Raw genomic sequence first — 25,811 nt, forward strand, 5'->3', positions numbered from 1 at the left:
TTTTCGTTTTTTCTGTTAGGTAATCAGTATTGTGGCAAGCCCTAAGAAGACAGATAAACCAATCACATCCGTCACCGTTGTTAATGCCATACCACCAGCTAAAGCGGGATCGATGTTCATTTTTTTCAATAGGATTGGAATCGTTACTCCGGCAATACCTGCGACCAATAAGTTGGTCAGCATGGCGGCGGAAATGATTCCTCCGAGCATCCAGTTACCTTTCCAAGCAACAACAATACCACCAATAATCAGCGCCCACATGATACCGTTGAGTAAGCCGATCGAGGCTTCTTTCATTAACAGTTCGCGTTTGTTTGAGTCACCGATATGACCAAGAGCAAGACCACGAATCACTAGTGCGACGGTTTGGTTACCAGCGACACCACCCATGGACGGAACAATCGTCATCAATACCGCAATGGCCGCCATTTGATCTAATGTGGCCTCAAACATGTTAGAAACGGAAGCAGCAGCAAGGGCGGCTAATACGTTAGCGCCAAGCCAGATACTGCGTTTGCGAGCTGATTTTACAACAGGCGCGAAAGTATCTTCGTCATCGTCCATACCCGCCATACTCATCATCGAGTGTTCCGCGTCTTCACGAATAACGTCAACCACGTCATCGATGGTGATACGGCCGACCAAATGCAAGTTTTCATCAACAACAGGTGCAGATACCCAATTACGGCGTTCGAACAGACTCGCAACATCTGAGTCGCTAGTATCGACGGTGATGGCCTCGTCCGCGTCTTCCATTACATCAATGATTTTTACGTCTGGCTGAGTGGTAATAAGCGTCGTGATCGGCAGTTCACCGATGAGCTTACTCTCTTCATCGATCACATACAGGGCATCCGTAGCTTCTGGAAGCTCGCCTTTCATACGTAGATAACGCAAAACTACGTCCACATCGACGTCACCACGAATTGTGATGACGTCGGTGTTCATCAGTCCACCCGCGGTGTCTTCTGGGTAGGATAGGGCGGTTTCGACCCGTAGACGGTCAGAGGAGTCCATTTGCGACAGGACTTCGCGTGACAGGTTGTCAGGCAAGCTACGCAGTACGTATGCCACGTCATCGGTATCCATGCCTTCTGTCGCTTCTGCAAGCGCTTCTGGTGCCATTTTGGATACGAGGCTGTCTTTGACGTCTTCGTTCAGCTCGTCAAGGATTTCACCATAATCTTCAGGGTCGGTGAGTTGCCAAAGAACTTCACGGCTCTTCCGTGGGGAGGCTTCTAAAAGGTGAGCGATATCCTCAGGTTCCATGTCCTGTAATTGACGACGAACATGGACGAAGCGGCCATTTTCTAGCGCTTCTGTGACTTCTTGGAGGGCTTGGTGAGCTTGGTCGAATTCAATTTGCTCTGCCATTCATTCCTCCCAATTCCTGATATTTACAATGCGTTGAATAATAACTTAATTCTAGGCGCCTTTTAATAACAACTTATGATACTAAGCAAATTTATTTATTAGGTCAGGGAAGAGAAAGATAATGGGAGGTAAGAAAAAAGCGAGTAAACTACTCGCCTTCATCAAATTTATCTTCGATCAAGTGGCAAACGGCATCCAGTGCTTCTTCCGCTTGCCCACCCGTTGCGTGGATCGTGACGTATTGTCCTTGAGCGGACTCTAGCATTAACAGGCCCATTACGCTGTCTGCTGTGGCGGTTTTGTCTTCTTCATTGTCGATGGTGATGACCGCTTCAAAGCTCTGTGCCAGTTCGACCAGTTTGACTGCTGCACGAGCATGTAAGCCAAGGCGGTTTTGAATCAATACTTTACGACTTAACTCCACGGCTATTCCTTAGCGTTTTTCTCTAGTGAGGTATGGCGAATTTGTACTTGGTGTCCTTTGTTGGCGAAGTATTCACCGATTTGCTGAGTTAAGTACACCGAGCGGTGCTTACCACCAGTACAACCGATTGCAACGGTCAGGTAGCTGCGGTTGTTTTTCTCAAGCAGAGGTAACCAATTCTCTATAAAGCTTTCAATTTGATATTTCAAACTTAACACCGATTGGTGTTGCTCTAAAAATGCGGCGATAGGAGCATCCAGACCTGTAAGCGGGCGTAGTGCTGGTTCCCAATGTGGGTTAGGTAAGAAGCGAACGTCGAATACGTAATCGGCATCGGAAGGCAGGCCGTATTTAAAACCAAAAGACTCAAATACCATAACGAGCCCTTTGCGATCTCTGCCTTCAACGCGCATACGCACGGTTTCACTCAATTCATGCAAAGACTGCCCACTACTATTTAGGACCAGATCTGCATGCGCTTTGAGTGGCGTCAAAATTTGCTTCTCACGCTCGATGGCTTGATCGAGCGAGAGGGAGGTGCCACCTAAAGATAACGGGTGAATTCGGCGTGTTTCGCTGTAGCGTTTGAGTAGCGTTTCTTTATTGGCGTCCAAGAAAAGCACGGTCACATCAAGCTCAGTTTTTAACTGTTCTAGTGTACTCGTCAGTTCTTTTAGCTTTTTAGGAATATTACGAATATCAATGCTGACTGCAACATTCTGTTTGCTGTCAGCAACAGAATGAACAAATGCGTCCAGCAAGTTAACTGGCAGGTTATCAACACAGTAGTAACCTAAGTCTTCCAGTACACGAAGCGCAATACTTTTACCGGCACCTGAGTGCCCGCTAACAACGATTAGTCGCATGGAGTTAGTCCTGCTTATTGGTGAATCATGATGTCGTAAAGTTCTTCATCACTCTGAGCATTACGCAGTAGTTTTAATACTTGCTTATCGCTCAGACGTTCTGCCATAGAGGATAGAGTCTTGAGGTGCTCTTTGCACTGTTCTTCTGGTACAAGGAGCGCAAAAAGAAGATCGACAGGTCGATTGTCAATCGCATCAAATTCGATTGCTTCATCACATTGCAGTAAGACAGCAATGGCCTTGTCGCTTGATTGCATTCTCGCGTGAGGGATCGCAATACCGTTTCCGATACCGGTACTGCCCATTTTTTCTCTATTGAGCATGCATTCGAACAGCTCGGTAGAATCTTGGCCCGTTTGATCAGCCACGATACGGCTGATCATTTCAAGGGCGCGTTTTTTACTCGTGCAGTGGACCGCACTTTTGGTGCAGTCCAATGACAGTATTTCGCTCAGTTGCATGATTAATGACTGTTTAGTTTTTCTTTGTGCTTATTAAGTTGGCGAACCAATTTATCTACCAGCGAATCGATCGCGGCATACATATTTTCGTCATCGGCTGATGCGTGGATTTCGCCTTGATTTATGTGAAGCGTAGCTTCCGCGATTTGAGTGATTTTTTCAACTTTTAGTACAACATGCACTTGATTGATATGGTCGAAGAACCTTTCGAGCTTCTGAAACTTAGAATTTACATAGTCTTGCATTGAATCGGTAAGATCAACGTGATGGCCTTGAATATTGATTTGCATAGACTTTCCTTTTCAGTTAGTGCCTTATAATAGGCGTTTACGCTGACTTGAAGGGGCAATTCCCAAGGATTCGCGATATTTGGCTATCGTACGTCTTGCGACCTGAATCCCTTGGTCAGCCAGAAGAGCAGCAATCTTGCTATCACTCAGTGGTTTGGCAGTATTCTCTGCTGCGACCAGTTTTTTAATGAGTGCACGAATTGCTGTTGACGAACATTCTCCGCCGTTGTCAGTACTAACATGGCTAGAGAAGAAGTACTTCAATTCAAAAATACCACGTGGTGTATGCATAAACTTTTGCGTTGTTACACGAGAAATCGTGGATTCATGCATGTCCACAGCCAAAGCGACATCATTGAGTACCATTGGCTTCATGGCTTCCTCACCATACTCGAAGAAATCTTGTTGATGTTCAACAATACATCTTGCAACTTTGAGTAGCGTCTCGTTTCTACTCTCTAAGCTCTTAATTAACCATTTTGCCTCTTGCAAATTGCTGCGGATGTACTGGCTATCCGCGCTATTACCTTTGCCTAATTGAGCATATTGTTGATTTACTTTTAATTTTGGCACGCTATCCGGGTTTATAGAAACGGTCCATTTGCCATTGTCTTTAAAAACGGATACGTCTGGAATTACGTACTCGGTATCATCAGGAGTGATGCGACTACCTGGACGAGGATCTAACTGTTGGATAAGCTTTAAGACTTCACGAAGATCGGCTTCTTTCAGCTTAGTCTCTTTGATGACGAGCTTGTAGTCTCGGTTGCCTAGGTGATCAATATGATCCGCAAGTATCATTTTGGCTTCAGCAAGCCACGGCGTGTCTTCTGGGAAGGTCGTCAGTTGCAGTAACAAACATTCTTGTAAGTTACGCGATGCAACGCCAAGAGGATCGAATTGTTGAATGCGTTTACGAACAGCTTCTACTTCGTCTAACTCTATCTCTTCATTATCGAAGCTCTCATGAATCTCTTCAGGCGACAAAGTTAAATAGCCGTAGTCGTCAACAGCGTCAATAATCGCTAATGCAATCGTGCGGTCGGTTTCACTGAATGGTGTTAGGTCAAGCTGCCACATGAGGTAATCATGTAATGATTCAGTGGTTTCGCCCTGGTAGACGGGCATATCATCATCAAGAGCTAAGCCAGTGCTACCAGTATTCGCGCTGTAGACGTCATCCCAAGTCGTGTCGATTTCAAGTTCAGAGCTAATTTCTGATTTCTCTATCACATCGGAGCTATCTGGAACGTCAATTTCTGTTGGTTCGCTAGCACTGTTGCTATCAGCAGCCTCGACCGCTGACTTATCTTCACCGTTTGCTAGAGGCTCGTCTTGGCCTTCTTCAACTTCCAATAATGGGTTGGAGTCCAACGCTTCTTGGATTTCTTGTTGAAGATCGAGTGTCGACAATTGCAATAAGCGAATCGCTTGCTGCAACTGTGGCGTCATGGCTAACTGCTGACCTAGCTTGAGTTGTAATGAAGGTTTCATTCAGTGTTACTTACCTTGTAATGCTCAGAATCTTACCGTTCCTAATATAATCATAGACGGAATTGTTCGCCGAGATAAACTTGTTTCACCTGTTCATTATTGAGAACTTCTGCCGGAGTTCCCGATGCAATTAGGTGCCCTTGGCTCACGATATAGGCTTTTTCACATACGTCCAGTGTTTCACGTACATTATGGTCAGTGATTAACACTCCGAGACCACGATCGCGCAGATGCTCAATGATTTTCTTGATGTCATTAACCGAAATTGGGTCAACACCAGCGAAAGGTTCATCCAATAAAATGAACTGAGGGTTGGCCGCTAAAGCTCGAGCGATTTCCACCCTGCGTCGCTCACCCCCTGATAGTGCCATACCAGCACTGGTTCTGATGTGCTGGATGTGGAATTCTTCCAACAAATCTTCCAGTTTATCTTGGCGCTCTTCCCTCGTCATTTCTTGACGAGTTTCAAGTACGGCCATGATGTTATCTTCTACTGAAAGCTTACGGAAAATCGACGCTTCTTGCGGAAGATAGCCAATGCCAAGTCGTGAACGGCTATGCATCGGCAAAATACTGATGTCATTGTCGTCAATGGTAATGGTGCCTTCATCGCGAGGTACTAAGCCGACAATCATGTAAAACGAGGTGGTTTTACCCGCACCGTTTGGACCGAGCAGCCCAACAATCTGACCAGATTCAACTTCTAAGCTAACATCAGTGACGACTTTGCGTTTTTTGTAGCTTTTCGCCAAGTTTTTCGCACTCAGTACTGCCATATTAGTTCTCTATCTGATTGGGTTGCAAAATGGTCGTAACGCGCTCTTCCTTAGAGCTATCTGCGACTAGCTTTTGTTTACCAATTTGGTAACGAATCGAAGAACCTTTAATGGTGTTGTTGTCTTGCGCCAGCTGCGCTTGACCTTTCATGGTCAGTTCGTCTGTAGAAATACGGTAATCCAACTCCGTAGCTTGACCGCTAAGTGTTTTACCATCGTCCATCAGCTGAGAAAACTTCGCAGGTTTACCAAATGCTTGAATCTGTTTAATTGCTTCGGTTTTAGGATCGCGAGTTACCACGATTCTATCAGCATCGATATTGATGCTCCCTTGCTTAAGAGATACATCGCCTTCAAAAACAACCTGGTTACTCTTCATGTCCACCTGTTGGGTGTCAGAGTTTATGTAAACCGGCTGTTGAGTATCCGACTTGAGTGCCAGCGCTTGAGGCGCCGCCAATACCAGTGCCAGTAGGCTAAGGTGTAACGGTTTCATATCGACCTTGAACTTCATCTGTCAGAGTCGCAGTATGCTGTTTTAAGTTGCCTTGCATTGCGCCTCCAGTAGTTTCAAATTGTGGTCCAACCAACATCACTTGTTGGTCAGCTTTAAAATCACGATTGGTTAGATTAATGACCAATTTGTCTGTTGCCATGGTATCAAAACTCGCACCAGGCAGAAGATTTTGCATTAAGACTTTGTCATATAAAGTCAAAACTTGGTCTTCATCTAACACTGCTCTTGTGGCAGTCACCTTCCATTCAATGACGCTACCTTCACGGTAAACCATCAAAGTCGGGTTATTAAAAATAGTATCTCCACTCTTAGCATAATGGTCTAAGTTAGTGGAGCGAATGATGTAACTGCGGACACCATCTTCACCGTAGGTGATGTTTTCTAATCCAGAACCACTGAACATGGGCAGTTCAGAATCTGGTGCTACTTGAATTGCGTCGTTGCCTTTAGGGGTTAGTAGGTAATAACCGCACCACGCTACAACGAAGATCAAGAGCAAATAAATAAGGCGAGTAAAACTCATATAATGAAGGCCTATCGTTTAGCTCAGTACTTCCCTGACCATTGCCTTTATTCGTCTAATAAATGATTTAAATGTTTGTGCTGATATTACATCACGCCAGCTTTTAGTAAATCGTGCATGTTCAGTGCACCCACAATTTTTTCGTCTTTACATAAAATCAGAGCGTTAATGTTTTTATTCTGCATCAAGTTCAAACCTTCAACCGCCAGCATATCAGGGTGTGCTGTGGTTGGGTTTGTCGTCATGACCTCGCCAATTGCCGTCGTATGAATATCGATACGCTTGTCTAAGGTACGACGTAAATCACCATCGGTGAATATACCAAGCATAGCATCGTGCTCATCGACGATGGCTGTCATGCCTAACCCCTTTTCTGAAATTTCAAGCAGGGCATCGCGAATTAATGCGTCAGGAGAAACTTTAGGTAACGCTTCTCCAAAGTGCATAATATCAGACAACTTAAGTAGCAGTTTTCTCCCCAGTGCACCACCTGGGTGAGATAGGGCAAAATCTTCGGCAGAAAAACCACGAGCTTGAAGCAGAGCTACGGCTAATGCATCTCCCATCACTAATGTGGCAGTCGTACTGCTAGTTGGCGCCAGGCCTAACGGACAAGCTTCTTGAGGTACCGTAATTTGCAGGTGTAAGTCAGACAGCTTGGCCATATTTGATTCTGGCTTACCTGTCATGCTGATGATCTTAATATTCAGGCGCTTTAATACTGGAAATAGAGACAGAATTTCGTTTGATTCACCAGAGTTAGAAATTGCCAGCACAATGTCACCAGGGCTAATCATACCCAAGTCACCATGTGCGGCTTCGCCTGGATGAACGAAAAACGCCGAAGTCCCAGTGCTTGCCAGAGTGGCGGCAATCTTGTTACCAATATGGCCTGACTTGCCAATACCCATAACGACAACTTTGCCGTTGTTGGAAAGGATAAGTTCACACGCTTTTTCAAATTGATCATCAAAGTAGGTATCTAGCTCTTGCAGAGCAGCAACTTCGATATCAAGAACTTGTTTAGCAGCAGCGCGAAAATCAAATTGATTGGACATATCAGATCTCTACTTATTGATCGTGGTAATTAAGCGGTCATGTTTGCGAATAAGTACACTTGGTAACCTAAGAAGCACACAAACAAGATGGCACCTTCAATACGGTTAATACTGCGTGATTTACCCAAACACATCGCGACAAGTAACAATGAAACGCCTAACATGACCCAGAAGTCACGTCCCATCGCGTACTCACTGAGCACCGATGGATTAATGATGCCAGGAATCCCCATTACCGCCAGAATGTTAAACACATTCGAACCGATAATGTTACCGACAGCCATGTCGTCTTCACCCTTTAAAACTCCCGCAAGTGATGCGGCTAGTTCTGGCAGGCTAGTGCCAATGGCGATAATAGTTAGACCGATAACAAGGTCGCTCATACCAAAGTGTTTAGCAATAATTACCGCGTTATCAACCAGCATGCTGGCTGCCAAAGGAAGCAGTATCAAGCCAATAACCACCCACATGATTGCTTTAGGGTTACTGACGCCTTCTGGGATCTCTGACTCTTGGTCATCAAGAAAAACATCACCTGATTTTTGCTCTTTGCGGCTGATTTGCAACATAGCAAATAAAAATGCCCCAAAGAGTACAAACAATAAGACACCCTCATAAAAACCGAGATGGCTATTCCAAAGCAGAATACCAGCGAGTACGGTTACGGCTATCATGAGTGGAAGTTCTCGGCGGATGACGGCGGAGCTAATCGACAAAGGCTTGATCAGCGCTGTAATACCTAGGATTAACGCAATGTTCGCTATGTTTGAGCCTAATACGTTACCCACCGCTGTATCTGTTTTGCCATCCCAAGCAGCGGTTGCAGATACCATCATCTCAGGGGCGGATGAGCCCATCGCGAGGATTGTCATGCCGATGACAAGCGGGGAAATACCGACGTTGCGGGCTATCGCTGAGAGCCAAAAACAAGTTTATCTGCACTCCAAACAAGCAAAACAAGACCGACTATAAGCAACGCAACGGCTTCGAGCATGAGAATTCCTAAGTATTAAATAAGTAAAATGAATAACCGCTAATTTTGACCTTTTGCGGCCTAAAATGGAAGATAAACGAAGAATAAATTAAAGGTTAGTAACGAAAATGTATGTAAATCTCACTCATTTAAATGAGCAATTCTGGTCTAGGATTTAAACACTTCGTGCTAATTCGGTCATAAACCATGAGAAATTGCAGGGATATACTCGACTTTATTTAATTGAACAGTGCTTTAAATTCAACGCCAATGTGCTTATGATTGCAGCCTAATAAATGTACCGACGTTACTTTATTAAACGTAGAATTCAACTCCGATGAGTATCTGCTTGATGATTCCGTGAGTTGCAACGCTCCTACAGTAGAAGAGATGATATGTCGAACAACGATTTAGTCACCGTGAACAACCTCACTTTTTCACGGGGAGAACGCATGATCTTTGATGATATTGATCTGCATGTTCCTGAGGGCAAAGTGACGGCCATTATGGGACCATCGGGAATTGGTAAAACAACACTGCTGCGTTTGATTGGTGGTCAGTTGTATCCCGAGCAAGGAGAGATCTGGTTTGATGGCGACAATATTCCCTCTCTCTCGCGTAAAAAACTCTACCATGCTCGAAAGAAAATGAGCATGTTGTTCCAGTCAGGGGCTTTATTCACTGATTTGAATGTTTTTGATAATGTCGCCTTTCCATTGAGAGAGCATACCGATTTATCGGAAGATTTGATTCGCACCATGGTGTTACTCAAGCTCGAAGCTGTCGGTCTGCGCGGCGCGGCGCAATTAATGCCGAGTGAGCTTTCAGGTGGTATGGCAAGACGCGCTGCTTTGGCTCGTGCAATCGCACTTGATCCTGACCTGATCATGTACGATGAGCCGTTTGTGGGGCAAGACCCAATCACTATGGGCGTTTTGGTTGAGCTAATTAGCAATCTAAACCAAGCGTTAGGTTTGACCTCTATTGTGGTTTCTCACGACGTACCTGAAGTCATGAGTATTGCTGACTGGGTATACCTGATGGCCGATGGAAAAATCATCGCCTATGGTACGCCAGAAGAGCTGACTCAAAACTCTGATCCTCGTGTCCAGCAGTTCTTACAAGGTGATGCCGACGGTCCTGTACCGTTTCGTTTCCCTTCTCAAAGTATCGAAAAGGACTTATTTGATGGTCGATAACTTCATTCACTTTGTCGCCTCGCTGGGTCGACGCACGCTTTCTATTTGCGGAGCATTTGGTCGTGCGACTTTCATGTTGATTGGGGCGCTATTTTCTAAGCCACAACCGATCAGAAGTTTTCCTCTACTTGTTAAGCAACTTTATTCTGTTGGTGTTCAGTCGCTGGCGATCATCGTCGTATCTGGTCTGTTCATTGGAATGGTTTTGAGTCTACAAGGCTATGTTGTGTTGGTGGATTACGGCGCAGAAGGCAGTTTAGGGCAAATGGTAGCGCTTTCGTTACTCCGTGAATTAGGACCTGTTGTTACTGCACTTTTGTTTGCTGGTCGTGCCGGTTCTGCGTTAACCGCAGAGATAGGTCTAATGAAAGCAACGGAACAACTGTCTAGCCTTGAAATGATGGCGGTAGACCCATTGAAACGAGTGATTGCCCCACGGTTTTGGGCTGGGGTTATCTCAATGCCTTTACTGGCTATGATTTTCATGGCTGTGGGAATTTGGGGCGCTCAGCTTGTTGGTGTTGACTGGAAAGGCGTTGATCACGGCAGTTTTTGGTCAGCGATGCAGTCCTCTGTTGAGCTAGGACAAGACATTGGTAACAGTATGATCAAATGTTTTGCGTTTGCAATTACGGTTACTTGGGTCGCTCTATTTAACGGTTATGATGCTATTCCAACATCGGAAGGGATCAGCCGAGCAACTACGCGCACTGTTGTGCATTCTTCTTTAGCAGTACTAGGATTAGACTTTGTACTGACCGCATTGATGTTTGGGAATTAATCATGCAACAAACACGTAAAACTGAATTATGGGTTGGCAGCTTTGTATTAGCGGGAATTTGCGCGATTCTTGTGATGATTTTTCAAGTTGCTGACGTAAAAAGCATTGGCTCTGGTGATACTTATACCCTCAAAGCCGAGTTCGATAATATTGGCAGTTTAAAAGTTCGGTCTCCCGTAAAAGTGGGGGGCGTTGTGATTGGTCGAGTAAGTAGTATTTCGCTTAACCCAGACAACTTATTGCCAGTTGTAACACTATCTATCAATAGCAAATACAATCAGTTCCCAGAAACGTCGAGCGTACAAATTTTGACATCTGGCCTGATTGGTGAGCAATACATTGGTTTAGTACCTGGCTTCGTTTTTGATGATGAAGTCATGCTGGTGGATGGTGATACCATCGAAGACACCAAATCGGCGCTTGTGCTTGAAGACTTAATTGGTCAAGTACTCTACAGCGTAGGTGGTTCAGACGACTCAAGTAAGGAATAACTATGTTAGCGAGATTACTACTTTCAGTTTGTGCTGTGTTTAGCGTCTTTGGAGCAACAGCAGCAGAGGTGGATAAAACTGAACCTTATAAAATGATGAAGCAGGTAGCTGAAGTCACGTTCGAAAGATTGAAAGCCGAACAGCCGAAAATCAAACAAGATCCAAATTTACTTAAAGTGATCGTTGAAGAAGAGCTAATGCCTTACGTCAACTACCGCTATGCAGGGTTAAAACTTCTTGGTCCAAACTTAAAAGGTGCTAAGCGTGAAGATGTACTTGAGTTTATCGATGCATTTCGTGCGTACCTGATTGCGTCTTATGCACAAGTGTTGACGCAATACTCTGACCAAAAAATTGAGTTTGGTCCTGAGCCTAGCATTGATGACTCTAAGCGTATTACAAGCATTAAAGTTGATATCATCGATACTCCGCGTCCAAACATCAAACTTGAGTTTAAACTGCGTAAAGACAACCAGTCTGGTGAGTGGGAAGCATTCGATATGATTGCAGAGGGCATTAGTTTGCTTTCTAGTAAACAATCCGAATGGAACAGTAAAATTCGTCAAGAAGGTATTCTATCTGTTGCTAAAGACCTAGAAAAATTGGCCGCAGAACCGATCCGCTTCGAGGCGAAGAAATAATGGCCCAGACTCCCGCTCAGTGGCAATTGGATCAAAACATTCTTAAGCTAACAGGGGCACTTGATAGAGATACAGTGCCTTCATTGTGGGCGTATGCACAGCAATGGCAACCTGCTCAATCGGAGCTGGAATGCTCGCTAAAAGAGATAGAGCGCGTCGACTCTGCAGGAATGGTGATGTTAATCCACTTATTAGAGCATGCAAAAAAGCAAAACTGTCATATAATGCTCAGTTTCGTGCCGGCGCAACTGCGCACTTTGTTTCAACTGAGCAATGTTGAATCTTTAGTGGCCAAACACATACAGAATTATCAGGGGTAAATTGTGGATAGCGCAAAAGTACAACAGTTATTAGAAGAAGCACTAAACCTTCAAGAAGTGCATGTGAAAGGTGAAGGTAGCCACTATGAAGTGGTTGCTGTTGATGCTTGTTTCGATGGAATGAGCCGCGTTAAGAAGCAGCAGCTAATTTATGCTCCTCTGATGGAATACATCCAGCGTAACGACATTCACGCATTATCAATCAAAGCGTTCACACCAGAAGAGTGGGCTCGTGATAAGAAATTGATGTCGCTTTAAGGTTTATTGATGGAAAAGTTTCGAGTTATTGGGTCAGATAAACCACTAGTTGGTGAAGTGACCATTTCAGGTGCAAAAAACGCAGCACTGCCGATTTTATTTGCGTCTATCTTGGCGGAAGAGCCAGTAGAAGTGGCAAACGTACCACACCTTCGTGATATCGACACAACGATGGAATTGCTTAAGCGTTTAGGCGCGAAAGTAAGCCGCAATGGCTCTGTTCATGTTGATCCAAGCAGTATTACAGAATACTGTGCGCCTTATGACTTGGTGAAAACCATGCGTGCTTCTATTTGGGCTTTGGGTCCTTTGGTGGCGCGCTTTGGTCAAGGTCAGGTTTCTTTACCAGGCGGTTGTGCTATTGGCGCTCGTCCTGTGGATCTACATATTTCTGGTTTAGAGCAGCTTGGCGCAACCATTACATTAGAAGATGGTTATGTGAAAGCAGAAGTGGATGGTCGTCTAAAAGGCGCGCACATCGTGATGGATAAAGTCAGCGTAGGCGCGACGATCACCATCATGTGTGCTGCAGCGCTGGCGGAAGGCACAACAACACTAGATAACGCTGCGCGTGAGCCTGAAATCGTCGATACCGCTGATTTCCTAAATAAGCTTGGCGCAAAAATCTCTGGCGCTGGCACAGATACCATTACGATTGAAGGTGTTGAGCGCCTAGGCGGTTGTAAACACAACGTGGTTGCTGACCGTATTGAGACGGGAACATTCCTTGTCGCAGCAGCAGTATCTGGCGGTAAAGTGGTATGTCGCAACACTAATGCTCATTTGCTTGAAGCGGTTCTCGCCAAGCTGGAAGAAGCTGGCGCGCTTGTCGAAACGGGTGAAGATTGGATCTCCGTTGATATGACCGACCGCGAGCTAAAAGCGGTAAGTGTACGTACTGCGCCACATCCTGGTTTCCCGACGGATATGCAAGCTCAATTTACGCTACTGAACATGATGGCGAAAGGTGGCGGCGTAATCACTGAGACTATCTTTGAAAACCGCTTTATGCACGTACCAGAACTCATGCGTATGGGCGCTAAAGCTGAGATCGAAGGCAATACGGTTATCTGTGGTGATGTTGAGTCACTTAGCGGTGCGCAAGTGATGGCAACCGATCTACGAGCTTCGGCTAGTTTGGTTATTGCAGGTTGCATTGCTAAAGGCGAAACCGTCGTTGATCGTATTTACCATATCGACCGTGGTTACGACAAAATCGAAAATAAACTGGCTGCACTTGGCGCAAATATTGAGCGAGTGAGCTAGGCAAGTTAAACTGCACCGCAGGTAACTTGGATATCAAGAGAGCCGAAACCTGAGTTTCGGCTTTTTTATATCACTCTCATGACCATATTTTCCCTTTATGGAAAGAGAGATATTAATAGCTGTATCTGGCAAAAGCCGGTTCCTGGAGAACAAGAATGATTGCACTGTTACGTGTATTTGCTGTCGCTATCTTTGCGATTGTTATGTTTATTGGTGGTTGTGGTTACTGCCTATTAAGCCCTAGAAACCCTAAGCACGTTTTCACTTTTGGCCGTTTGTTTGCCAAGATGTCTCGTGTGTTTGGGATTAAGTTAGAGTTGCGTATCCCTGAAGATGCGTATTCACGCGGCCAACATGTTTACATTGCTAACCACCAGAACAACTGGGACATGTTTACTGTTTCTGCGGCTGTGACTCCGAAAGTTGTGACAGTAGGTAAAAAGAGCTTGGCTTGGATGCCACTGTTTGGTCAGCTTTACTGGCTTACGGGTAACATTCTGATTGACCGAGCGAATCGTTCTAAAGCAAAAGGTACTATCGATCAGGTCGTGAGCAGCATGAAAGAAAGTGATGTTTCGGTGTGGATGTTCCCAGAAGGCACGCGTTCTCGTGGACGTGGTTTGCTGCCATTCAAAACAGGTGCTTTTCATGCGGCAATTGGTGCAGGTGTGCCAATCATTCCTATCGTATGTAGCTCGACGAATAAAATTAAGCTGAACCGTTGGAACAATGGTCATGTGATTGTTGAAATGCTACCTCCAATCAGCACTGAAGGCTATGGTAAAGAGGGCATTCGCGAGTTAGCGAATATCTGTCGTGAACAGATGAAAGAGAAGCTTGAATCGTTAGATGAAGAAGTCAAACAGCGCAACGCTGCTTAAGTTTTACTGCGATATCATCACGAAAAGACAATAAAAAACGGGTAGCCTGAGCTACCCGTTTTTTATTGTTTGTCAGCAAGTGCAATTATTTGCGAACAGCGATTGCTTCAATCTCGATGCCAACATCTTTTGGTAGGCGAGCCACTTCTACACAAGAGCGTGCAGGGTAGTTTGCTACGCCGTGCTCATCAAAGAACTTGCCGTAAACTTCGTTCACCGTGCCAAAGTCATTTAGGTCTTTAACAAAAACCGTTAGCTTTACAATATCAGATACTTTAAGACCTGAAGATTCAACTACAGCCTTTACGTTTTCTAGAGACTGACGAGCTTGTTCTGCGATATCAGCAGACACTTCACCTGTCGCTGGGTTTACTGGGATTTGGCCTGAAGTAAGAACCATGTTACCTAGATCTACGCCTTGAACGTAAGGACCGATTGCTGCTGGTGCAGACTCAGTGTGAAGTACTTTCGTCATTTGATTTTTTCCATCAGTTGTAGGGAATAAAGATTCTCAGTTTGCCTCTAAACCCTCGGTAGGTAAAGAGCAAAATACCCTGACATTGCAGGGTATTTTAAACGTATCACAGCCTAGTCGTGCGGCGTGTTTATCGCTCGGTTACGATCTCGCGTGAGAACACTTTCTCGCAGTATTTACACTTTAGGCGGATTTCTTGTTTTTTCTCGAACACGCTAAAGCTGCTTTCTACTGGTTCATTATGAGAAATACAGTTTGAATTCGGGCATTCAAATACATCATTGATGCGCTCAGGAAGCTCTAACGCGAGCTTTTTCACCACTTCATAATTCTCGATTTGATTCACGGTCGCGTGAGGAGCATACAACGCTAGCTTGCTCGCTTGCTCTTCATTGATAAACACATTTTCGATTTTGAGTAGATCTTTATGACCGAGTGCTGATGATGGCAAGTTCAGTCCAATCGTTACGCGTTGTGATGAATTGTGCATATCGAACAGTCTTAATACTTTGATGCCGATTTGCGCAGGGATGTGGTCGATGACCGTACCATTTTTGATTGCTTCTACCTGCAATTGAGTTTCTTTAGCCATGATTTTTCCCCTCGATTACAGTGTTTCGTTTAGAACAAGCGCCAGCAGTGCTTGGCGAGCATACACGCCATTTTGAGCTTGCTGGAAGAAGTAAGCATGAGGCGTTTTATCAACATCAGTTGTGATTTCATCCACACGTGGTAGTGGGTGCAGTACTTTCAAGTTCTCGCGCGCGCCTTCTAGTAGTGCTGCCGTTAGGATGTAAGCCGACTTAATATGTGCGTATTCCGATTCGTCAAAACGTTCTTTCTGTACGCGTGTCATGTACAGAATATCCAGTTCAGGAATCACACTTTCCATGTCTGTGTGTAGGCTATATTGAATGCCAGCTTCATCTAGTTCTTCGCAGATGTAATCTGGCATTGCCAGCGCATCTGGTGCAACAAAGAAGAAGCGGATGTTGTTAAACTTTGCTAAGGCTTGAGTCAGTGAGTGCACTGTGCGGCCATATTTTAGATCACCTACGAATGCGACGTTCAGGTTGTCTAGACGCCCTTGTGTTTCCGCGATGGTGTATAGGTCGAGTAGCGTTTGAGTTGGGTGTTGGTTTGCACCGTCGCCCGCGTTGATCACTGGCACGCCATTTGAAAATTCAGAGGCCAAGCGAGCGGCGCCTTCTTGTGGATGACGCATCACAAAGGCATCGACGTAAGAAGAGATGACTTGTACTGAATCTGCGAGTGTTTCGCCTTTTTTCGCCAGAGAGGTATTACCATCATTATCAAAGCCAATCACGTCACCACCAATGCGCTGAATCGCTGTTTCAAACGATAAACGTGTACGTGTTGATGGTTCAAAGAAACAACTTGCAACGACTTTGTTTTTAATCAGTTCTGGTCGAGGTGCTTTTTTAAGGCTACCTGCTGTTTCTACGATAAGTTCCAGTTCTTCGCGTGAAAGCTCTGGAATAGAGATGATGTGCTTCTGGTAAAGCGAGTTCGCCATGATCTTCTTCCCTATAACATTGATGACTACATCCAAATAACCGAAAGGAATTTTGGACATAAAAAAACCTCCCCAATGGGGAGGTTTTAAAATTCAATAGAATTAACGAAAATAACACCACGTAAGCGTAGTCGCTTAGCGAGAGCAAATCGCGTTTTTACGTCAGCAATCAGCGTGGTCATTTCTTAATCCTCAGACAAATTGTCGAGCATTATACGCTTAACTTTCGTGAGCGCAAGCGATTACATCATGGTTTTTATCGGCTGTTTTTGCGCGCTGGTTTAGCTTCCTAGCGTCGCAACCATTACGGCTTTGATGGTATGCATACGGTTTTCAGCTTCGTCGAATACGATGGAGTATTCCGATTCAAATACCTCTTCTGTTACTTCAAGGCCTTTCATACCGTATTTTTCAGCGACTTCTTTGCCGACGGTGGTTTCATCATTGTGGAAAGCTGGAAGGCAGTGCATGAATTTCACATGTGGATTACCCGTTTGCTCAATCACGTTCATATTGATTTGATAAGGTGTCATTAACGCTACACGCTCATCCCATGCCTCGGCAGACTCACCCATAGACACCCAAACGTCGGTGTATAGGAAGTCACAACCTTTCACACCTTCCTCAACGCTTTCTGTTAACGTGATTTTTGCACCGGTTTGTTGCGCGATAGTTTGACAAGTTGCCACGAGCTCTTCTTCAGGCCAGAACGCTTTTGGCGCGACAAGGCGAATATCCATGCCCATTTTCGCTGCGCCCACCATAAGTGAGTTACCCATGTTGTTGCGCGCATCACCTAGGTAAGCGAAGGTTATTTCATGCAGCTGTTTACCACGGCCGTGCTCTTGCATGGTCAGGAAGTCAGCAAGGATCTGGGTTGGGTGGAACTCATCCGTTAAACCATTCCACACTGGAACATCAGCATAAGTACCAAGCTCTTCAACAATTGATTGGCCAAAGCCTCGGTATTCAATCCCGTCGTACATACGACCAAGAACACGAGCGGTGTCTTTCATCGATTCCTTATGACCGATCTGCGAGCCAGAAGGGCCGATGTAAGAGACTTGAGCACCTTGGTCAAAGGCAGCGACTTCAAACGCACATCGGGTACGAGTCGAAGATTTCTCAAAGATTAGTGCGATGTTTTTACCTTGAAGTGTCTTCTGCTCTGTTCCTGCATATTTAGCTTTTTTCAGCTCTGCAGACAGTTCGAGCAAAAACTGGATTTCTTTGGTTGAGAAGTCCAATAGCTTCAAAAAGTTGCGGTTACGTAAATTGAAAGCCATAGCTCGTCCCTTAGTACATGTGATTAGATTAATAGAATTCATTAAAACATATAAATGCTTTTATTGTGAATAATTATTTTTAATTAAAGCTAAAAAAGGTTGATGTATTCACATCAACCTTAGTTTTGATTCACCTAATGTAAAGGGACGAGTAAGTTATATATCGTCTCGTTCTATTGGACAGCTCATACAGCGAGCGCCACCGCGACCACGACCAAGCTCGTTACCAGGTACTGTCAGTACTTTGATGCCAGCTTTATCGTATTTTTCGTTGGTGTATACGTTACGTTCGTAACCAATTACTACGCCCGGTTTTACAGTTAGAACGTTATTGGCATCATTCCATTGTTCGCGTTCCGCTTCATAGCTGTCGCCACCAGTGGTGATGATTTTCAGCTGATCTAAGCCAAGAGCGGACTCAATCGCGTGCAGATAGTTATGTGAGGCTTCAACATGCATTTCACCGTTGCCTTTTGGTGTTAAGCGCCATGTGTCGAGATCTTTGCGCATGATCTCAGGGTAGACAGAGAAAGTATCTACATCCATATGGGTCATCACGGTGTCTAAATGCATACATGAGCGGTGTTTAGGCAGATCAATTGCAATCACTTCGGTCGCTTGGCCTGCTTTAAATAGGCTTGCTGCAAGGTTCTCTACACCTTGTGCAGTCGTACGCTCAGACATACCGATAAGAACTGCACCTTTACCAATAACCAACACATCACCGCCTTCGACATTCGCATTATCATAATGCAGATCATCGTCACCGAAGTATTTGATAAAATCTTGGCCAGCAAAAATTGGGTGCCAACGATAAATCGCACGTAAGTGGTTTGTTTCACGTTGGCGTGCAGGCATCATCATCGGGTTAAGAGAAACGCCGCCATAAACCCAGCATGAGGTATCACGAGTAAAGAGGTGATTAGGCAGTGGCTCAATAACAAAGTCGAGAGGACGCTTCATTTTTGGCAGCATAGAAGATGAGGAGATCGGTAGCTCTGAGTAAGCTAAGCCACCTAAAAAGATGCAGGCAAGGTGTTCATCATCCATTTCTGAAAAGTATTGGCGTAGGTCTCGCGCAAAGGTTGGCCCGTAACGAAAGTCAGAAATCTGAGTGTTCAGCAGCCATTGTTTTGCTTCTGGAACGGCGAGGGTTTCGACCAGTAAATCGTGGAGGAGAAGCACTTCAACGTCTTGCTCGCGCAGCGTACGTGCGAATGCATCGTGCTCTTCACCTGCCGCTTCTACAGCAAGAACGTCATCAAATAGCAACTCATGACAGTTTGACGGAGTTAAGTGGGTTAGGGCGCGTTCAGGGCGATTTAATAGAACTCGTCGAAGTTGACCAACTTCTGATCCAACGTACAGCTTGCTCATTTTGTATCCTTACAAATTTTCCAGCCATTAGTTATGACAAGCTTCCTAGAAAGATGCAAGTTATCAAGCTTTGTTTATATTCTGGTGTTTCTGGTTTTGTGAGTTTTTTATTTTTATTTTGATTCTTATTAAATTTATTATTAGATATAAATGCTATTTTGCTAAAATTAGAGTGCGTGCGTTTTTATTCTAATTTTCCCGTTGAGAAAGAATACACGCACAGTGCATAAAACGTGCATTTTTATTCTAAATTATGCATTATTAAAGTGAATTTATTCGTTATGCTTCTTCGTTTTACACGTGAGTGTATTCAAGAAAGCATCATAAACACGCATAGAAAGAGAAAATAACCACATTAAGTGTCAATTAGGATGTTCTGAATATTAAAAAATGCCATTCTTTGTTAATTTTTTGTTTCTTTGTGTGGTCGGTTTAATATTTAGATTCAAATAACCGATAAGAATCGCAGTGGTATGATGTTTGTTTGTGGCTTTTCATCGCAATCCATGCCATATTTCACCGGATCAGCATACTCAGTATCGGGTATTGTGTTTCCATCAAGTAACTAATCTGGAGCCAAAACATGTCTCACGAAGATGAATATCTATCAGTAGAAGAATTAATTGAGATTCAAAAGGAAGAGACTCGCGATATCATTGCAGCATTGCTAGAAGATGGCAGCGATCCAGATTCGCTATACGAAATTGAGCACCACCTGTTTGCCGAAGATTTTGACACGCTAGAAAAAGCGGTAGTTGAAGCATTCAAGATGGGCTTTGAAGTTCTTGAAGCAGAAGAAACTGAAGATGAAGATGGTAACAAGTTGCTTTGCTGTGATGCGACTATGGAGTCCGCACTAGACGCAGAAGCGATTGATGCGCAAGTTGAAAAATTGATTCACTTGGCAGAAAAATACGACATCATCTATGACGGTTGGGGTACGTACTACGAAGGCGAAGATGCGCTTTACCCTGAAGAAGATGAAGACGACGAGTAATCAAAGCTCACTACTTTTGGAAAAACCAGCGTTTAACGCTGGTTTTTTTATACCTTGAAAAACTGACGAATGTGGAGGCGATAAATAATTCACATTGAGTTTATAGGGGATTTCTCCCTATAATGCGTGAAAATTGATCTAGCTCAAGGTGTATATGCAACTCTCACTCGCCGGTTTATGGCAAGTCTCTCCACTGACGGACCTTTCTATCCCACAGGATGACATTACTTTCCCTGCTCCTTTGAGTCAGGTATTGCCAGCTGAACTGACAGAAGAAGCAATTCGTCAGCAAGAGTGGCACCTGATGCATGACATTGAAGTGGACGAATCCATGATGGCATTCCCAGCGGTAGAAATGGTGTTGGGTGGTGTGGATTACCATGCAGAAGTGCGTTTGAACGGAGTAGCATTGTTCGACTGTGACGGTTCTCAAAATGTCTACAAGAAAGACATTCGTCCGTTCATGCAAATGGGGCGTAACCGCTTTGAAATCTTGTTCTTAGAGGAAGAAGAGGATCTTCTGTTTGATGAAGATAAACCTGAGCTGTGCTCTCTGTCCGATCATGAATATAAAAAAAGTGATGAGCGCTTAGGGGTATGGCAAGAACCGTATCTGCAGTTCATTCGCAATGTACGTTTAGACCGCGTGGCAACCGAGCAGATTTGGCACCACGGTGGTGGTTGCGAGTTTAAGGTGGATTTGTACTACCAAACTTTTGCGCCGGGTTTAGTATCGGCATCGGTTAAGTTCAATGGCATGACTTACCATATTCCTATTGATGTCCGAGCGGAGCATGCGAGCGCTTTATTCCAGATCGAAGCGCCAAAGTATGCCGATCTTACTGATCCTGATCCAAGTGATCTCTACCAGTTGTCTGTTGAGTTGGATGGGCAGCACCAAAACTTCACTGTTGCCTTGAGCCAGGAGCTTTGTGTTACCCATGTTGTGCTTTAACTCTTAGTAATGCTCTTTATTACAGTGTTTTAAGCATCACTACTTCACATGCATCATGCCCTGTTTGTCCAAGCGGGGTATCGAGATGCTCAAAGCCTAGCTTTTCATACAAGCTTACCGCTTCTCTCAGACATTCAGTTGTCTCTAAATAGCACTGCTGATACCCAAATTGTTTCGCCAATTGTAAGCTCAATGCGACGATGCGTTTGGCTAAACCGTGCCCTCGTGTTTGAGGTAAGAAGTACATCTTTTGTAGTTCACACACATTTGGCTCGCCAGCTAAAGGGGCAAAGCCACCGCCACCAACGATCTCTCCGCGATGTTCAATGACCCAGTAGGCGGCCCCGCATTGATTGTAAACCGAATACATATCATCAAGCGTTGGATCGGCCACACCATAACCTTTGTCTGCGGTTAAGCCGTATTCTGCAGAGACTTTACGAATCACATCTGCGACTTGCGGGTTGTCTGCTTTAGTAAGAGGTCGAAGAACGTATTCCTCAGACTGACACACTTTTGTTAGCCCTTTTAGGTAAGTCTCTAGACCAAGTTTGAGTTGCTCTTGCTCGCTGTCATCGAGTTGGGTAAGCAGTTGTTCAAAGAAGTGGTTTTGCTGTTGGTCCAGTTGTGATAACGCCTGCTGGCCTTGCTCTGTAATCGCTACGAGTTGACTACGTTTGTCTTTTGGGTTTTCGATGCTCTCGACCAAACCTAATTTAATCAAACCAGTAACGGTTCGGCTCGCGTTGGACTTGTCGACATTAAGCTGCTGTGCCAGCTGATTGATGGTCAATGGCTGCAATTGGATTTCACCCAATGCGTGCGCTTGCACTGGAGTGAGAGCGACATCGCCGCATTGTTTATCAAGTATACCAAGCAATCGGACGGCTTGACGGGAGTAGTGTCGAAGTTGACGAGCGTTCATTATCACTTACCTCTAAAAATAAAGTTGCGCACCGCAATTAAATTAATTGCGGTGCGCAACCTTGTCAATGGTAAATGTCATTTTTCTCGTTAGGAGACGTAGTGAGCCTCCATGTTTAAGCGTGGTGATGTAAACAAAACTGCGGTGCTGGAGCTTTTTCTGATGATTTACGCATCCATACTTTCTCGTGGAAGTAGTAAGCCACCGTGTTCAAACTCGGCTCTAGCATCGCCATTACGCCGCCGACGAATGCATCACCTGTTAGTAAGTAAACCACTGTAAAAGCGACGCTGAAGTGCACGGTCGCAAAGCTTGCGGTTTTTAATTTGGTCATCCACTGACGAGCTTTAAGTGCTGGGACTTTTGCCCATGCCTTTTCATGAAAGTAGAAGGCTACGGTGTTCACTGAAGGCTCAATCATGGCAATTAAACTACCAATTAGAATGTCGCCTGTGAGTACGTAAGCGACACTAAATGCGATAGTAAAATGCAGTGCTGCGAAAGTTAGTGTCTTTTTCATGATAATTACTCAATCGTGTTTGTTTCGATGAGTTTATTATCGATAATAATTCTCATTAATGCTAATGGGTAATGAGTATTGTTGTGATAGGGGGAAGCTATTGATGATGGTTTTGGTGAAATGTATACAAAAAAGGTTGGCCATGATGACCAACCTTTTGAACCAAAAGTGAGAAGTGTTAGTTCTTCTCTTTCACTGAGGCTTAAAGTGCAGCGATCGTTGTCTTCTGCTCTTCTAGCTTAGCTAGTGTCTCTTTGTAGCCTTCAAGCTTCTCACGCTCTTTAGCAACAACTGCTTCAGGTGCTTTCGCTACGAAGCCTTCGTTACCTAGTTTGCCTTCGATACGCTTGATTTCGCCGTGAGTCTTCTTGATTTCGCCATCTAGACGAGCAAGCTCAGCATCTTTGTCGATCAGACCTGCCATTGGGATCATCAACTCAGACTTACCAACCAGTGCTGTCGCACATGCAGGAGTTTGTTCGCCAGTTTCAAGCACGCGTACTGCTTCTAGCTTCGCTAGTGACATCAGTACTTGCTTGCTTGCTTCTAGACGAGAGGCATCTTCTGCATTTGCTGCTTTCAGCATAACGTCAAGCGGCTTACCAGGGTTGATGTCGTATTCAGCACGTAGGTTACGGATGCTGGTAATGAACGCCTTCACCCATTCGATATCATCTAGCGCTTCTTGGTTGAAGTTTGCTTCGTCGAATTGAGGAAGTGTTTGTAGCATGATTGTCTCGCCTTCTACACCTTCAACTAATGGCTTGATGCTTTGCCAGATAGTTTCAGTGATGTAAGGAATCACTGGGTGAGCTAGACGTAGAGTCTTCTCAAGAACCGTGATTAATGTACGACGAGTACCACGCTGTTGTGCTTCAGTACCTTTCCATAGAACTGGCTTAGTAAGCTCTAGGTACCAGTCACAGAATTGGTTCCAGATGAATTCGTAAAGCGTGTTCGCAGCCATATCTAGACGGAAGTTGTCGATATGGTTGTTGAACGCTTTCGCTGCAAGTTCAAACTGAGACTCAATCCACTTGTCTGCTAGTGAGTATTCAATCTCACCACCGTTGAAGCCACAATCTTGCTCTTCTGTGTTCATCATTACGTAACGGCTAGCGTTCCATAGTTTGTTACAGAAGTTACGGTAACCCTCAAGACGCTTCATATCCCAGTTGATATCACGACCTGTTGATGCCATTGCTGCAAGAGTGAAACGCAGTGCATCTGTACCGTATGCTTCGATACCGTTTTCAAACGTCTTACGAGTGTTCTTCTCGATCTTCTTCGCTAGTTGAGGCTGCATCATGTTGCCACAACGCTTCTCTACGAGAGACTCTAGGTCGATACCATCGATCATGTCGATTGGATCAAGGACGTTACCTTTCGACTTAGACATCTTGTCGCCGTTTTCGTCACGGATTAGACCAGTAACGTAAACCGTCTTAAATGGTACTTGTGGCTTGCCGTTTTCGTCTTTCACGAAGTGCATGGTCATCATGATCATGCGCGCAACCCAGAAGAAGATGATGTCGAAACCAGTTACTAGTACGTCTGAAGGGTGGAATACTTTCAGATCGTCAGTTTGCTCTGGCCAACCTTGAGTACCGAACGTCCATAGTGCAGAAGAGAACCACGTATCCAGTACGTCTTCGTCTTGGTGCAGTTCAATGACTGACTCTAGGTTGTTGTTCTTACGAACTTCTTCTTCAGTGCGACCTACGTAAACATTACCTTGGTTGTCGTACCAAGCTGGGATACGGTGACCCCACCATAGCTGACGAGAGATACACCAGTCTTGAACGTCACGCATCCAAGAGAAGTACATGTTTTCGTACTGCTTAGGAACGAATTGGATGTCGCCGTTTTCTACTGCTTCAACTGCGGTTTTCGCTAGAGGCGCAGTACGTACGTACCATTGGTCAGTTAGCATTGGTTCGATAACCACGCCACCACGGTCGCCGTAAGGAACTTGTAGATCGTGATCTTTCACTTCTTCAAGTAGGCCTAGCTCGTCGAATTCAGCAACGATAGCTTTACGAGCGGCAAAACGCTCCATACCGTGGTATTTAGCTGGTAGCTCAGTGCTGTAAGCGTCGCTTGCTTCGCCGTTAGTGTTGAATACTTCTGCTGAGTCGCGGATGTTCGCGTCGAAAGTCAGAATGTTGATCATTGGTAGCTGGTGGCGCTTACCTACTTCGTAGTCGTTGAAGTCGTGCGCAGGTGTGATTTTCACACAGCCAGTACCTTTTTCCATATCTGCGTGCTCATCGCCCACGATTGGGATGCGACGATCAACGATAGGAAGGATGATTTCTTTACCGATAAGATCTTTGTAACGTGGATCTTCTGGGTTAACTGCAACACCTGTATCGCCTAGCACGGTCTCTGGACGAGTCGTTGCAACAACGATGTAGTCTTTGCCATCCGCTGTTTTTGCGCCATCTGCTAGTGGGTAGCGGAAGTGCCACATGTTGCCTTTAGTGTCTTTGTTCTCTACTTCTAGATCTGAAATCGCTGTGTGTAGCTTTGGATCCCAGTTAACTAGACGCTTACCGCGGTAGATTAGATCGTCTTCGTATAGACGTACGAACACTTCTTGAACGGCGTTAGATAGACCATCGTCCATCGTGAAGCGTTCACGATCCCAGTCTACAGATGCGCCAAGACGACGAAGCTGCTTAGTGATAGTGCCGCCAGATTCGCCTTTCCATTCCCAGATTTTGTCGATGAAAGCTTCACGACCGTAATCGTGTTTTGTTTTGCCTTCTTCTGCAGCGATCTTACGCTCAACAACCATCTGAGTTGCGATACCAGCGTGGTCAGTACCTACTTGCCAAAGGGTGTTTTTACCCTTCATACGTTCACAACGGATAAGCGTATCCATGATCGTATCTTGGAACGCGTGGCCCATGTGTAGGCTACCAGTGACGTTCGGTGGCGGGATCATGATGCTGTATGATTCTTTAGTAGTGTCACCGTGTGGCTTAAAGTAGCCTTTCTCTTCCCAAGTCTGATACAGAGCTTGTTCGATTGAAGTTGGGTTGTATGTCTTTTCCATAGCGCTCTTTTAATGGATACGTTGATGGTTGAATCTTAGTCAATCTTTATAAGTGAGGGATCTTAACAAGATCGCCTTAACTATA

Annotated in this window: 29 protein-coding genes and 1 pseudogene; 10 read left to right on the forward strand and 20 right to left on the reverse strand. The window is 44.9% G+C overall.

The window, feature by feature from the left end:
- Window positions 1-15: 15 nt before the first annotated feature.
- The 11 genes and pseudogenes from mgtE to R7Z47_RS18470 all read right to left on the reverse strand — a co-directional run bounded on the left by mgtE (window position 16) and on the right by R7Z47_RS18470 (window position 8,777).
- Complete coding sequence (mgtE, locus tag R7Z47_RS18420) at window positions 16-1,374, reverse strand: magnesium transporter (RefSeq protein ID WP_005381121.1); 1,359 nt, start codon at window positions 1,372-1,374, stop codon at window positions 16-18.
- 148 nt (window positions 1,375-1,522) lie between these two features.
- Window positions 1,523-1,798 carry an HPr family phosphocarrier protein gene (locus R7Z47_RS18425; protein ID WP_005381120.1) on the reverse strand — a complete coding sequence of 92 codons (276 nt, stop codon included), beginning with the start codon at window positions 1,796-1,798 and terminating at the stop codon, window positions 1,523-1,525.
- 2 nt (window positions 1,799-1,800) lie between these two features.
- Entirely contained in the window at window positions 1,801-2,664 is an 864-nt protein-coding gene (rapZ, locus tag R7Z47_RS18430; protein ID WP_005381118.1) for an RNase adapter RapZ, read from the reverse strand.
- A gap of 14 nt (window positions 2,665-2,678) precedes the next feature.
- A complete protein-coding gene (ptsN, locus tag R7Z47_RS18435; protein ID WP_005381116.1) occupies window positions 2,679-3,125 on the reverse strand; it encodes a PTS IIA-like nitrogen regulatory protein PtsN in 447 nt (148 codons plus the stop codon).
- A 2-nt stretch (window positions 3,126-3,127) separates the two neighbouring features.
- Window positions 3,128-3,415, reverse strand: a complete 288-nt coding sequence (gene hpf, locus R7Z47_RS18440) for a ribosome hibernation promoting factor (RefSeq protein WP_005381114.1) — start codon at window positions 3,413-3,415, stop codon at window positions 3,128-3,130.
- Window positions 3,416-3,439: 24 nt separating this feature from the next.
- On the reverse strand, window positions 3,440-4,909 hold the full coding sequence (locus tag R7Z47_RS18445) for an RNA polymerase factor sigma-54 (RefSeq protein WP_005381112.1): 1,470 nt from the start codon (window positions 4,907-4,909) through the stop codon (window positions 3,440-3,442).
- Window positions 4,910-4,959: 50 nt separating this feature from the next.
- Window positions 4,960-5,685: an LPS export ABC transporter ATP-binding protein gene (gene lptB, locus R7Z47_RS18450; protein ID WP_005381111.1), complete on the reverse strand. Its 726-nt coding sequence runs from the start codon at window positions 5,683-5,685 to the stop codon at window positions 4,960-4,962.
- Between the two features lies 1 nt (window position 5,686).
- Complete coding sequence (gene lptA, locus R7Z47_RS18455) at window positions 5,687-6,181, reverse strand: lipopolysaccharide transport periplasmic protein LptA (protein ID WP_005381109.1); 495 nt, start codon at window positions 6,179-6,181, stop codon at window positions 5,687-5,689.
- Window positions 6,162-6,725, reverse strand: a complete 564-nt coding sequence (gene lptC / locus R7Z47_RS18460) for an LPS export ABC transporter periplasmic protein LptC (RefSeq protein ID WP_005381106.1) — start codon at window positions 6,723-6,725, stop codon at window positions 6,162-6,164. The genes lptA and lptC overlap by 20 nt, the downstream gene beginning before the upstream one ends.
- An 86-nt stretch (window positions 6,726-6,811) precedes the next feature.
- A complete protein-coding gene (gene kdsD / locus R7Z47_RS18465) occupies window positions 6,812-7,783 on the reverse strand; it encodes an arabinose-5-phosphate isomerase KdsD (protein ID WP_005381104.1) in 972 nt (323 codons plus the stop codon).
- A gap of 29 nt (window positions 7,784-7,812) precedes the next feature.
- Window positions 7,813-8,777, reverse strand: a pseudogene (locus R7Z47_RS18470) (calcium/sodium antiporter).
- Between the two features lie 374 nt (window positions 8,778-9,151).
- Between R7Z47_RS18470 and mlaF the strand changes: the two are divergent.
- The 8 genes from mlaF (at window position 9,152) to R7Z47_RS18510 (ending at window position 14,593) form a co-directional block, all read left to right on the forward strand.
- On the forward strand, window positions 9,152-9,955 hold the full coding sequence (gene mlaF / locus R7Z47_RS18475; protein ID WP_005388422.1) for a phospholipid ABC transporter ATP-binding protein MlaF: 804 nt from the start codon (window positions 9,152-9,154) through the stop codon (window positions 9,953-9,955).
- Window positions 9,945-10,736, forward strand: coding sequence for a lipid asymmetry maintenance ABC transporter permease subunit MlaE (gene mlaE, locus R7Z47_RS18480; RefSeq protein ID WP_005381100.1), 792 nt, complete (start codon window positions 9,945-9,947; stop codon window positions 10,734-10,736). The genes mlaF and mlaE overlap by 11 nt, the downstream gene beginning before the upstream one ends.
- Window positions 10,737-10,738: 2 nt before the next feature.
- The gene (gene mlaD / locus R7Z47_RS18485) at window positions 10,739-11,227 is read left to right on the forward strand and encodes an outer membrane lipid asymmetry maintenance protein MlaD (protein WP_005381099.1); all 489 of its coding nucleotides are present in this window, start codon (window positions 10,739-10,741) and stop codon (window positions 11,225-11,227) included.
- 2 nt (window positions 11,228-11,229) lie between these two features.
- Window positions 11,230-11,868, forward strand: a complete 639-nt coding sequence (gene mlaC / locus R7Z47_RS18490) for a phospholipid-binding protein MlaC (RefSeq protein WP_005381098.1) — start codon at window positions 11,230-11,232, stop codon at window positions 11,866-11,868.
- On the forward strand, window positions 11,868-12,188 hold the full coding sequence (locus tag R7Z47_RS18495) for a lipid asymmetry maintenance protein MlaB (protein WP_005381093.1): 321 nt from the start codon (window positions 11,868-11,870) through the stop codon (window positions 12,186-12,188). The genes mlaC and R7Z47_RS18495 overlap by 1 nt, the downstream gene beginning before the upstream one ends.
- 3 nt (window positions 12,189-12,191) lie before the next feature.
- A complete protein-coding gene (gene ibaG, locus R7Z47_RS18500; protein ID WP_005381092.1) occupies window positions 12,192-12,446 on the forward strand; it encodes a BolA family iron metabolism protein IbaG in 255 nt (84 codons plus the stop codon).
- A 9-nt stretch (window positions 12,447-12,455) separates the two neighbouring features.
- Window positions 12,456-13,712, forward strand: coding sequence for a UDP-N-acetylglucosamine 1-carboxyvinyltransferase (gene murA / locus R7Z47_RS18505; RefSeq protein ID WP_005388419.1), 1,257 nt, complete (start codon window positions 12,456-12,458; stop codon window positions 13,710-13,712).
- A gap of 155 nt (window positions 13,713-13,867) precedes the next feature.
- On the forward strand, window positions 13,868-14,593 hold the full coding sequence (locus R7Z47_RS18510) for a 1-acylglycerol-3-phosphate O-acyltransferase (protein WP_005381088.1): 726 nt from the start codon (window positions 13,868-13,870) through the stop codon (window positions 14,591-14,593).
- Window positions 14,594-14,678: 85 nt separating this feature from the next.
- Here R7Z47_RS18510 and R7Z47_RS18515 read toward each other — a convergent pair whose 3' ends face one another.
- The 6 genes from R7Z47_RS18515 to arcA all read right to left on the reverse strand — a co-directional run bounded on the left by R7Z47_RS18515 (window position 14,679) and on the right by arcA (window position 19,268).
- A complete protein-coding gene (locus tag R7Z47_RS18515) occupies window positions 14,679-15,068 on the reverse strand; it encodes a RidA family protein (protein WP_005381087.1) in 390 nt (129 codons plus the stop codon).
- Between the two features lie 130 nt (window positions 15,069-15,198).
- Entirely contained in the window at window positions 15,199-15,660 is a 462-nt protein-coding gene (gene pyrI, locus R7Z47_RS18520; protein WP_005381086.1) for an aspartate carbamoyltransferase regulatory subunit, read from the reverse strand.
- Between the two features lie 15 nt (window positions 15,661-15,675).
- Complete coding sequence (gene pyrB, locus R7Z47_RS18525; RefSeq protein WP_005381085.1) at window positions 15,676-16,605, reverse strand: aspartate carbamoyltransferase; 930 nt, start codon at window positions 16,603-16,605, stop codon at window positions 15,676-15,678.
- 86 nt (window positions 16,606-16,691) lie between these two features.
- The gene (locus R7Z47_RS18530; protein ID WP_005381084.1) at window positions 16,692-16,787 is read right to left on the reverse strand and encodes a hypothetical protein; all 96 of its coding nucleotides are present in this window, start codon (window positions 16,785-16,787) and stop codon (window positions 16,692-16,694) included.
- 99 nt (window positions 16,788-16,886) lie between these two features.
- Window positions 16,887-17,891 (reverse strand): ornithine carbamoyltransferase, encoded by a 1,005-nt coding sequence (gene argF / locus R7Z47_RS18535; RefSeq protein WP_154205011.1) that lies wholly within the window; start codon window positions 17,889-17,891, stop codon window positions 16,887-16,889.
- A 156-nt stretch (window positions 17,892-18,047) separates the two neighbouring features.
- The gene (gene arcA / locus R7Z47_RS18540; protein ID WP_005381082.1) at window positions 18,048-19,268 is read right to left on the reverse strand and encodes an arginine deiminase; all 1,221 of its coding nucleotides are present in this window, start codon (window positions 19,266-19,268) and stop codon (window positions 18,048-18,050) included.
- A gap of 583 nt (window positions 19,269-19,851) precedes the next feature.
- Here arcA and rraB point away from each other — a divergent pair.
- Both rraB and R7Z47_RS18550 read left to right on the forward strand, forming a co-directional pair.
- On the forward strand, window positions 19,852-20,265 hold the full coding sequence (gene rraB / locus R7Z47_RS18545; protein WP_005381081.1) for a ribonuclease E inhibitor RraB: 414 nt from the start codon (window positions 19,852-19,854) through the stop codon (window positions 20,263-20,265).
- 154 nt (window positions 20,266-20,419) lie between these two features.
- Entirely contained in the window at window positions 20,420-21,220 is an 801-nt protein-coding gene (locus R7Z47_RS18550; RefSeq protein WP_033906208.1) for a glycosyl hydrolase 2 galactose-binding domain-containing protein, read from the forward strand.
- 19 nt (window positions 21,221-21,239) lie between these two features.
- On the opposite strand, the gene R7Z47_RS18555 is transcribed toward R7Z47_RS18550, so the two are convergent.
- The 3 genes from R7Z47_RS18555 to R7Z47_RS18565 all read right to left on the reverse strand — a co-directional run bounded on the left by R7Z47_RS18555 (window position 21,240) and on the right by R7Z47_RS18565 (window position 25,726).
- Window positions 21,240-22,145 carry a bifunctional helix-turn-helix transcriptional regulator/GNAT family N-acetyltransferase gene (locus tag R7Z47_RS18555; RefSeq protein WP_262607043.1) on the reverse strand — a complete coding sequence of 302 codons (906 nt, stop codon included), beginning with the start codon at window positions 22,143-22,145 and terminating at the stop codon, window positions 21,240-21,242.
- A gap of 115 nt (window positions 22,146-22,260) precedes the next feature.
- Window positions 22,261-22,665, reverse strand: a complete 405-nt coding sequence (locus tag R7Z47_RS18560) for a DUF2061 domain-containing protein (protein ID WP_005381078.1) — start codon at window positions 22,663-22,665, stop codon at window positions 22,261-22,263.
- A 202-nt stretch (window positions 22,666-22,867) separates the two neighbouring features.
- Window positions 22,868-25,726 carry a valine--tRNA ligase gene (locus R7Z47_RS18565; protein ID WP_213874933.1) on the reverse strand — a complete coding sequence of 953 codons (2,859 nt, stop codon included), beginning with the start codon at window positions 25,724-25,726 and terminating at the stop codon, window positions 22,868-22,870.
- Between the last annotated feature and the right edge of the window lie 85 nt (window positions 25,727-25,811).

Source organism: Vibrio sp. 1641, assembly GCF_033339995.1.
In the GTDB taxonomy this organism is placed as follows: domain Bacteria; phylum Pseudomonadota; class Gammaproteobacteria; order Enterobacterales; family Vibrionaceae; genus Vibrio; species Vibrio alginolyticus.

Bases quoted from the DNA above. Each gene is read 5' to 3' on its own strand.
- murA (WP_005388419.1), top strand. From the start codon at position 12,456: ATGGAAAAGTTTCGAGTTATTGGGTCAGATAAACCACTAGTTGGTGAA.
- R7Z47_RS18515 (WP_005381087.1), bottom strand. From the start codon at position 15,068: ATGACGAAAGTACTTCACACTGAGTCTGCACCAGCAGCAATCGGTCCT.
- mgtE (WP_005381121.1), bottom strand. From the start codon at position 1,374: ATGGCAGAGCAAATTGAATTCGACCAAGCTCACCAAGCCCTCCAAGAA.
- rraB (WP_005381081.1), top strand. From the start codon at position 19,852: ATGTCTCACGAAGATGAATATCTATCAGTAGAAGAATTAATTGAGATT.
- pyrB (WP_005381085.1), bottom strand. From the start codon at position 16,605: ATGGCGAACTCGCTTTACCAGAAGCACATCATCTCTATTCCAGAGCTT.
- mlaF (WP_005388422.1), top strand. From the start codon at position 9,152: ATGTCGAACAACGATTTAGTCACCGTGAACAACCTCACTTTTTCACGG.
- R7Z47_RS18445 (WP_005381112.1), bottom strand. From the start codon at position 4,909: ATGAAACCTTCATTACAACTCAAGCTAGGTCAGCAGTTAGCCATGACG.
- ptsN (WP_005381116.1), bottom strand. From the start codon at position 3,125: ATGCAACTGAGCGAAATACTGTCATTGGACTGCACCAAAAGTGCGGTC.
- mlaC (WP_005381098.1), top strand. From the start codon at position 11,230: ATGTTAGCGAGATTACTACTTTCAGTTTGTGCTGTGTTTAGCGTCTTT.
- R7Z47_RS18550 (WP_033906208.1), top strand. From the start codon at position 20,420: ATGCAACTCTCACTCGCCGGTTTATGGCAAGTCTCTCCACTGACGGAC.
- lptA (WP_005381109.1), bottom strand. From the start codon at position 6,181: ATGAAACCGTTACACCTTAGCCTACTGGCACTGGTATTGGCGGCGCCT.
- R7Z47_RS18565 (WP_213874933.1), bottom strand. From the start codon at position 25,726: ATGGAAAAGACATACAACCCAACTTCAATCGAACAAGCTCTGTATCAG.
- mlaD (WP_005381099.1), top strand. From the start codon at position 10,739: ATGCAACAAACACGTAAAACTGAATTATGGGTTGGCAGCTTTGTATTA.
- arcA (WP_005381082.1), bottom strand. From the start codon at position 19,268: ATGAGCAAGCTGTACGTTGGATCAGAAGTTGGTCAACTTCGACGAGTT.
- mlaE (WP_005381100.1), top strand. From the start codon at position 9,945: ATGGTCGATAACTTCATTCACTTTGTCGCCTCGCTGGGTCGACGCACG.
- R7Z47_RS18510 (WP_005381088.1), top strand. From the start codon at position 13,868: ATGATTGCACTGTTACGTGTATTTGCTGTCGCTATCTTTGCGATTGTT.
- argF (WP_154205011.1), bottom strand. From the start codon at position 17,891: ATGGCTTTCAATTTACGTAACCGCAACTTTTTGAAGCTATTGGACTTC.
- R7Z47_RS18555 (WP_262607043.1), bottom strand. From the start codon at position 22,145: ATGAACGCTCGTCAACTTCGACACTACTCCCGTCAAGCCGTCCGATTG.
- rapZ (WP_005381118.1), bottom strand. From the start codon at position 2,664: ATGCGACTAATCGTTGTTAGCGGGCACTCAGGTGCCGGTAAAAGTATT.
- lptC (WP_005381106.1), bottom strand. From the start codon at position 6,725: ATGAGTTTTACTCGCCTTATTTATTTGCTCTTGATCTTCGTTGTAGCG.
- pyrI (WP_005381086.1), bottom strand. From the start codon at position 15,660: ATGGCTAAAGAAACTCAATTGCAGGTAGAAGCAATCAAAAATGGTACG.
- R7Z47_RS18530 (WP_005381084.1), bottom strand. From the start codon at position 16,787: ATGACCACGCTGATTGCTGACGTAAAAACGCGATTTGCTCTCGCTAAG.
- R7Z47_RS18560 (WP_005381078.1), bottom strand. From the start codon at position 22,665: ATGAAAAAGACACTAACTTTCGCAGCACTGCATTTTACTATCGCATTT.
- hpf (WP_005381114.1), bottom strand. From the start codon at position 3,415: ATGCAAATCAATATTCAAGGCCATCACGTTGATCTTACCGATTCAATG.
- kdsD (WP_005381104.1), bottom strand. From the start codon at position 7,783: ATGTCCAATCAATTTGATTTTCGCGCTGCTGCTAAACAAGTTCTTGAT.
- lptB (WP_005381111.1), bottom strand. From the start codon at position 5,685: ATGGCAGTACTGAGTGCGAAAAACTTGGCGAAAAGCTACAAAAAACGC.
- R7Z47_RS18495 (WP_005381093.1), top strand. From the start codon at position 11,868: ATGGCCCAGACTCCCGCTCAGTGGCAATTGGATCAAAACATTCTTAAG.